6 protein-coding genes are annotated in these 7747 nt (G+C 58.7%); 2 read left to right on the top strand and 4 right to left on the bottom strand.

All coding sequences use genetic code 11. From position 1 onward, the window contains the following. Window positions 1–31 precede the first annotated feature (31 nt). Complete coding sequence (locus KO490_RS08095) at window positions 32–688, bottom strand: DUF4400 domain-containing protein (RefSeq protein WP_216018908.1); 657 nt, start codon at window positions 686–688, stop codon at window positions 32–34. Between the two features lie 64 nt (window positions 689–752). Between KO490_RS08095 and KO490_RS08090 the strand changes: the two genes are divergently transcribed. Beyond that, window positions 753–1283: a hypothetical protein gene (locus tag KO490_RS08090; protein WP_216018907.1), complete on the top strand. Its 531-nt coding sequence runs from the start codon at window positions 753–755 to the stop codon at window positions 1281–1283. Here the strand turns inward: KO490_RS08090 and traD are convergent. The 3 genes from traD to mobI are packed head-to-tail and all read right to left on the bottom strand — an operon-like array spanning window position 1233 to window position 6210. Further along, window positions 1233–3476: a conjugative transfer system coupling protein TraD gene (traD, locus tag KO490_RS08085; RefSeq protein ID WP_216018906.1), complete on the bottom strand. Its 2244-nt coding sequence runs from the start codon at window positions 3474–3476 to the stop codon at window positions 1233–1235. The two genes, KO490_RS08090 and traD, sit on opposite strands and share 51 nt — an antisense overlap. Further along, on the bottom strand, window positions 3473–5731 hold the full coding sequence (locus tag KO490_RS08080) for a TraI domain-containing protein (protein WP_216018905.1): 2259 nt from the start codon (window positions 5729–5731) through the stop codon (window positions 3473–3475). Before KO490_RS08080 ends, traD begins: the two co-directional genes overlap by 4 nt. Beyond that, window positions 5728–6210, bottom strand: a complete 483-nt coding sequence (gene mobI / locus KO490_RS08075; RefSeq protein WP_216018904.1) for a conjugative transfer protein MobI(A/C) — start codon at window positions 6208–6210, stop codon at window positions 5728–5730. The genes KO490_RS08080 and mobI overlap by 4 nt, the downstream gene beginning before the upstream one ends. 733 nt (window positions 6211–6943) lie before the next feature. Between mobI and KO490_RS08070 the strand changes: the two genes are divergently transcribed. Further along, window positions 6944–7737, top strand: a protein-coding gene (locus KO490_RS08070; protein ID WP_216018909.1) for an IS5 family transposase whose coding sequence is annotated in 2 segments (ribosomal slippage) — window positions 6944–7301 and window positions 7301–7737 — 795 coding nt in all. Because the reading frame shifts where the segments join, the coding sequence is not laid out codon by codon here. The last annotated feature ends 10 nt before the right edge of the window (window positions 7738–7747 follow it).

Below are 7747 nucleotides of genomic sequence, written 5' to 3'. Positions count from 1 at the left end.
CCCGCAGGGGGCAGGTCATGTCTTCTCGGCATCAGGCGATCTTTGGCATCGAGAAAGCCCAGAACAGCAACCCGCAGACGCAGGCCACGATGCTGGCAATCAGCACGAGCGGATGGAGTGCGAAGGGGAGCGACCATATGAGGAAGGTCAACGGGATCGCGTAGCTCAAGCTTGACCTCGCCCAAAGATTCATGAGCAAGGGCGTATCACCGAACTCGTAGCGCTTCCTGTGCCGAATGATCACGGCATGGACGAAGATGGCGGTGATCAGGAAGGCGATATAGGCAAGTGTCATCAGGGAAAAGCTGAAGCGGTGGCAGAGAAGCAGAATGTAGTCGAACAGGTTGTCGAGGATCCGGCCCGCGGCTTGCGTCTGACCGAGCACCTGGCTGGCGATATCGCCGGCATTGCTGTCGAAGCTTCCATAGACCATTCGCTCGATGCCGGTATCAACAAGCATTGCGTCATAAAGGCTATCACCGGTAAATTTTGCAGATGTCGTCGCATCCACGCTCAATGTCCGTTCGAGATAGGCTTGCTCCCGCTGCAGCACGCGCGCAAATGGCTCCTCCCAGAGGAACGAATAGGCCAGCGTGACGATCGCCATGTTTATGAGCATGACAAGGGCGACGAAGAAGAAGATCTGCGTCGGAAACAGCTTGTCATAGCTCGTCTGTTGCTCAGGCATCGGTTGCGTCCAGAGCCGCCGCCTGAGAGATTGTCGAGACGAGCATTGCGGTATGGGGACCGGATTGCTGCAGAGCAAGCAGCGTCGAAGCAGTCAACCGGAAATGCGGATGATGTCGGGCGCGATGGGACCGCATGGCATGTCGCAGATCACGCTTTGTCACGCAAAGAGATGCAAAAAGCAGGTCCAGTTCCTCATCACCAAGCGCTTGCACGATAACATGTTCGATCCCACAAAGTCGGTCATGGTCCCGGAGAATGGCATTGCGGGCGGTATCGAGGCTGCATTGCGGATCATGGCCGGCATCTCGTGCCGTGCGAAGCAGCCCGCAGTTGCAGACAGCCAGGGCAGACACCCGGCTGTCCGCCTTCCCGATCGACGAATGGCAGGAGATCGGATGTCGGTGGAGAGCGTTTGCGTAGGCGCGGTAGCCTCCTGCCCCGAATATCTCCCTGTCGGCCGGCGGCGCAGCCTGCATATACTCTCCCCGCATCCTGATGATTGCCATCGAGATAACAAGAGAGGTTGCGGTGGCGCAATATCATTAACAGGTCTGATCATCAAAAAGCGTGTCCATCCTATCTTCTTCATCTGATGGTGGATGGTCGTCGAGAATGGAATGTTCATCGCCCGGATAGGGCTCATGGCGGCTGATCAGGTCGGCATAGGGATCGGGCCTCGTCTCGACGAGCGGATCTTCCGGTCGAAACCCGGGCAGCACGTCGACCCAGTTGATGAGCGGCATGAAGCGCTTGCGCTGAGGCCGGTGCGGTGCTTCGTCTCGTGCCTCGGGAATGATGATCTCCGGCCTTTCCACCTTACTCCCGTCGATGCCCACGCCGGCTTTCCCGGCCGTGTCCGCTACGATCATGCTCTGTCGGTTGTCCGGGGCGAAGAACGGATCGGTAGAGATGGGGTCCTCGAAAAGCTGCTCCGAGAAATGCGTCGGTTCGGGCAGGTGGCCGCTGTCATCGGGTGCAATGAGGATTGGCAGCCGCCCCTTGACCAGATTGCCGCGGGCGAAGACCGCGAAGAACTCCAGATCGGAAAGGTCTCCGAGGCTCTGGGGTGCAACGATGGGTTTGTCTTCCTTCATCAGACGCTCGCCATGATTCACGGCGAATGCACCGGTATGGGACTTCTCCCCCATGGAGGATCCGGTCGTCTTCATCACGTATTGGATGGGAACCTCGGGCAGCCGCTCGGCCAGGGCCTTCTGCGTATCGGGGTCGATGGTGCGCAGCATGATCGTGCTGTTCATGTTCCCGATCAGCATGTTTGCCATCGCCTTGCTTCCGGTGCGCGCCTCGTAATCCGAAAGGGTCTGGGTCGCGACGAACATGCGCACCCCTGCACCGCGGCTCTTGTTGAGAAGCTGGATCAGCTGCTCGTTGGCGACCTCGGAGGCTTCGTCCACGATGACGTTGATGAAGCCCCCATCGCGGCCAAAATTGTACTTCTTGCCGATCAGGGAGGCGATATCGGCCATGATCATCTGACCGATCGCGCGGCCGACATCCTGATCGGACAGGGTATCGAGGCCAATATAGCAGGCGCCCCGGTTGTCCACGACCTGGCTGAGCGAGATCACGCGTCCCGATTTGGGCATGCGCCCTGCTTCGCGGTCTGGCGAGAACAGCGTTGCGAGCGGACCCGCACAGAGCTTGCCCACGACCGGTACAAGCGATGAGACCATCTTCCTGAAGTGGTCGCGGTCGTGCAGCAGCAGCGAGATCAAGTTGTTCATCTCTGCACTGTCCAGCGTCCGGTCCCGGCTGCTCACATTCTGATAGAACAGGGCAGCAAGCTCCGCCTTCTTCTCGATACCGCCGCGAGGCTGGGCGCGGCTCATGGCATCCCGGATATCGGGCAGCAGCGCGTTGTCGTAGGCCCAGCCCTCCAGGGCGCGGATGCAGAGCGGCGCGAACCCTTCGGAGAGCGCGCGCTGGACATCCATGATCGTCGGATTGGTCTTGGACATCTCGACGGCAAAGAAGATGCCGTTCAGCGCGTTTTGCGAGAAGGACTTGAACACGTCGCCGCTGGCCGAGGACGGAATGACAGCGGCAAGGCGGGAGGCCAGTTCAGAGCTACGTTGACGAGAAGCCAGCGGATTGATCGCTGCACTTTCGTCGATATAGGCGGGGTGGAAGAACGTGAAATCGCGCTGCCGCCCCAGACGGGCGTAGACAGCCTCGATATTGTTCTTCAGCTCCTGATCTCCCTTGGGGTCGATGACCAGCAGAGGCTCACCGCGCAGGGCGCATTGGGTGGCGATGAGGTCGATGAGGCGCGTCTTGCCAGTGCCTGTCGATCCGATGATATGCACATGCCCCCTGCTCTCGTCATCCGCGAAGTAGATCGGCGCTTCATCCCCCGCGCCCACGCCATGCAGGAAAGTGGCCCCCTGTTGCCGCGCCTTGATCGAGGCAAGCAATTCGGGATCGAGATAAAGATCGGAGATTTGTTGCGCATGCGAGATGGTCCAATCGAACCCTCGCCCAAGGAACAGGCCATCATCTCGGGTGAACTCGGCGATCTCCTCCAAGGTCAGGAAATTCCGCTCTTGTCGCTGGAGCTTCTGCAGGCGGTCGAAGCGCTTTCGCGCGAAGGCGCCCTGGTAGAGAGCGATCGCGAAAAAGCCCCCCGTCATCGTCGCGACCAGCTGCAGGGGGAACTCCAGCGAGAAGATCAGGACGAGCGCGCAGAGAATTCCGCAGATGAGCCAGTTGAGCGCCAGCATCAGCTCGTAGTTGGGCCGGAAAGCGGTATCATAGGTGATCCTCATCCGGAAAGCTCACCCGATGCTGCATCCATGGCCTTGATCCGCGCGCAGGCTTTCGCATTGAGCCGGAAGACGGGCCGGAACTTTTCATCGGTGGCCAGCTCGAACCACTGTCCGAAGCGAGGATGCTCGGACGTGATCCCCTCGCTTCTCCAAAAAATGTTGAGCAGCCGGATATGGAGCCCTGCAGCTCGCAGGGCCGTGCCGATCTCAGCACGAAGGTTCAAGCTGAGGGTTGCGGCTCTGATCCCGTGATAGCCGCTCCCAAGCGTAATCGCGGATGCGGTGTTCTGCGGATTATCCCGCAAATAGAGCCAGACGGCCGCCCATGCTTCCCGATCGTCAAAACCATGGTCGCCCTCTGCCGCCTTCGCGATCTCGTGGAACATCCTGAGCCAAGCGGGATCCTCGGGAGATGCACTTACGGGCGCGCACGGCTGGGCGAGAGCCTCCTTGGCTCGAGGTTCGGGAACCGCCGGCCCGGATGCATCGGGAGCGGGAGGCGGCATGTTTTCAGCGTCACGCAAAGCAGCCAGAGAGACGGCTTTGCGGCCGCCGCCCCGGGCGGTGCCGGCTTTTTGCTGCTGTGCCTTGGAGCGTTCGACCTTTTCCTTGACCGTCGCCGCCATCGTTTTGATCTCGGCCTGCTCTTCCGGCGACATGTCCGGGTATTCGGCTACGGATCGACCCTCGCGCTCGGCTTCCGCGAGCGCGCGCTTGAAGCTGTCCATGTAGGTCGGATCATGGCGCAAACTATGATCGATGGGCTGCAATCCATCCGTCTCGCAGCTCACCGAAAGGACAGCCGCGGAACCGGGTGAAGGCGTCTCCGTGAATGACAGCGTAGGTGCGTCGATCATGACCATGGGTGGAACACGGAGCTTGAGCGGGATGACATTCAGGGAGATCAGCGCATCTTCATTCGCGTTCTTGCCAAGGCTGATGCTCTTGGCCTGCCGCGGCCGGAAGCGCAGAAGCGCCGTCGAAGCCGGGATCGTCTCGGCCAGGTCTGGGTCCGGCATCTGTGCAGGCAGCAGGCCCTCGATGGTCCTGTGCATGACCTGCTGCGTCTCAAGGGCATTGAAGACGATCTCGGTGAAACGCGAAGTGTCGATCGAGATCCCGAACATGGGACGCGTCATCACGTATTCTTCGAACTGTAGGACATTCACCTCGGAGGCTACGAAATATGGCAAGCCGTAGTAGCGCAGCTCCTCCCCTACCCTCTTTTGGGTATGCGCATAGAGGAAAGGCGAACTAGGCAGGTTCCAAGTCATCTCGGCTGAGAACTCCGAGAAGCGCCTCATGAGCAATGTGCCGAGCTCCAGCGATCCGGGCAGACGGCGCGGATCCTGTGCACGCGCCACGTCGATATGGTCGGCATCCTGCACGACCGCAAAGATCGGCGTCTTGGCTGGAGCGTTCGGATTGCGGATGAAGTCTTCGAACTGCTGGCGGATGAATGGGTTCGAGTAGTAGATAAATGCGAGCACGGGTCGCGGAACAAGTGCCAGAAGGTATCTCTGCGTGTAATCCTGGGGCGGAAACAGATCCTTGATATCGAAGTCGATGTAATAGCTGAGGACCCGGTTGTTTTTTGCCCAGCTCTCGAATGACTGGACGGTCGGCTCCCAGACCGTCGAGTATGTCGGTGCCGATTGCGAGATGAAGCGACCCGCCCTGTCCGGGTCAGGCTTGACGGCATAGGCATGGACGCGCCCGATGCCATGAATCTTACCGATGTCGTGAAGCATTCCGCCGATGAAGGTGATTAGCTGCCATGCGAGATTATCTGCATCACGGTTGCGCGGCGTCGATCCGAGAGTGACATTGCGCGACATGCCCATGTTCAAAGACGCCAACCCCACCGCCAGGGAATGAGCAAAGAGGCCCCCGCGAGTGTTGTGATGGCTGTTGCGCGAGGCAGGGAGCGGGCCCATCCAATAGGCTGTGCGGCGGATGAAATCGACGATGCGCTTGTCGAAATCCTCAATGAACTTCTTGTCGGTGAAGCTGTCGAGAACCTGCTCGATGACACTCAGATTGCCATGCAGAAGCTGCTCAGCGCTGATAAATTCGATGCCTTGCTTGTCTGGGTGAAGGATGTCTGGCGGGAGTGTTTCCGGTCTGGGCGTAGCGATAATATTGTCCGGATGATCGTCACTTGATGGCATGCGATGCAGAGGTTCCGACACCTGTTCCTCACTGTTCCGGGGGACATTCCCCGTCGCGAAGAACCGGGAGAAAACACCTTTCATCGGCCGTTCTCCCAATCGTCGATGATGGATTTCGAAGATCGGATGATGCTGTTCCAATGACTCGTCTGACGTCGAATGACCGCAGCACGGCTCTCGAAATTGACAAGCCTCTCGATGATATCGGCATCCCTGAAGGAGCGGAAAGTGGAGCGAGGATACATGTGATAGCGCCGTCCCGGGATCTCGGTGGTGAACCTGTTGAATGACCCGTTCTGCAGCTTGCGCTTTGTCAAACTAATGCGAACCCAGACGATCACTGGCCCAAAACGGTCTTTTCGTTGGCGGGCGGACATGGTCATCGGCAGCGTCTGAAACCTGCGTTCCTTGTACTCCGCATCGAGGAACGCATGGCACTCGGCAACCAGATCCTTCGCCCGCTCGATCAATGAGAGGTGCAAATCCTCGATCTCATCCCGTATGAGGTAGGGCAGCTTGCTGTATCCCCGCTGCGCCGTTGCTTCACCATCTGACTTGGTCACCCTGGCGCCTCTACCAACGTCCATGATCCTTGCCCTCGCTCAGCCGTACAGTGCTCCAGATACTGGAAATCTGGGCATCCAATGCAAGTTCTTTGGCCAAATTTTAACAGGTTAAATTGAACTATACCAAGGCAACATTTAAAATACTCATCAGGCGAAATGGCGGTTTGGGACCCCTGAACGCCTTCTTCTGAACCCGTGTCAAAGAGAGTTATGCCGTGAGTTCAGCCATGTGACGCGACCAAATCCCGATACGGAAAATTGGCTTCGGAATGTTCCAGATCAGGGTGCCGCCGAAATACAGCCCTTGACTACACCGCTAATATGGACGGACGCATATGTTGCAAAATGATACTATAGGCGGACGAGCATGTTGCGGGATCCGTGCTAAGTAGTTCTTTACGAACATGCCGAATTGACCCAAGGGTTCGCGAAACAGACAGTTCGGAACGGGCGCGGAACCTTCGACGGTGATCGTAGGATCATCTCTCCTCCCGGGAAATGCCTCGGTTGCCATTGACGGTAATTCTAGAAGCAAGCTAAAGCGGCAGAAGCCCCCAACTGCAGATGCCCCGTTTTTCGAGTGAGCAGCTTCGTCTGCGCCGGCCCCTGGAAACAGGCCAGCCAGAAACCTCTCATCGCGTCCAGCCCCTCTTAGGGTCAGGACCCATTAATCGGCTTGCGACCACCTTGCCGGCGTGATTCACGCTCCCGAACTGATGGGAGGGGCATGATGAGCAATCTTTTCTGGTTGAGCGACGAGCAGATGTCGCGGCTGCGGCCGTTCTTTCCAAAGAGCCATGGCAAGCCGAGGGTCGATGATCGGCGGGTCTTGAGCGGGATAATCTTCATCAATCGTAATGGCTTGCGTTGGTCCGAGGCGCCGCCGGAATATGGTCCACCGAAGACCCTCTACAACCGATGGAAGCGCTGGAGCGACATGGGTGTTTTCGCCCGGATGATGGAGGGACTTGCTTCCGAAGCCGCCGACCGGAAGACAGTGATGATCGATGTGAGCAGGCGAACGCCATGCGTTCGAGTGAGCCTGCGCAAGTATCTCAAGGCGCACCGCACAGCTTCGAGCCTGCGGTTGAAAAAGGGGGGCGTGGCAGGCTGATTGGACGGACGAAGGGGGGCATGAACACCAAGTTGCATGCCGTCACGGACGCGAACGGCCGCCCAATCAAGTTCTTCATGACAGCCGGCCAGGTCAGCGACTACACCGGCGCGGCGGCTCTGCTGAGCAATCTGCCCGAGGCCGAATGGCTATTGGCCGATCGGGGCTACGACGCCGACTGGTATCGTGAAGCCTTGCAGGACAAGGGCATCACGCCCTGCATTCCTGGCCGGAAGTCCCGAGGCAAGCCCGCCAAATACGACAAACGCCGCTACAAGCGGCGCAATCGTATCGAGATCATGTTCGGCAGGCTCAAGGACTGGCGCCGCGTTGCGACCCGTTACGACAGGTGCCCGAAGGTCTTTCTGTCCGCCGTCGCTCTCGCCGCAACTGTCATCTTCTGGCTTTGAAAATTAACGA

Source organism: Paracoccus sp. C2R09 (assembly GCF_018860625.1).
Lineage (GTDB): Bacteria > Pseudomonadota > Alphaproteobacteria > Rhodobacterales > Rhodobacteraceae > Paracoccus.
Note: the sequence above shows the minus strand (reverse complement) of the source record. Positions and strands in the feature narration are given on the sequence as shown.

What these genes read in the sequence shown, in the direction of transcription:
- KO490_RS08080 (WP_216018905.1), bottom strand. Translation starts at nt 5,731, where the DNA reads ATGAAAGGTGTTTTCTCCCGGTTCTTCGCGACGGGGAATGTCCCCCGG.
- traD (WP_216018906.1), bottom strand. Translation starts at nt 3,476, where the DNA reads ATGAGGATCACCTATGATACCGCTTTCCGGCCCAACTACGAGCTGATG.
- KO490_RS08095 (WP_216018908.1), bottom strand. Translation starts at nt 688, where the DNA reads ATGCCTGAGCAACAGACGAGCTATGACAAGCTGTTTCCGACGCAGATC.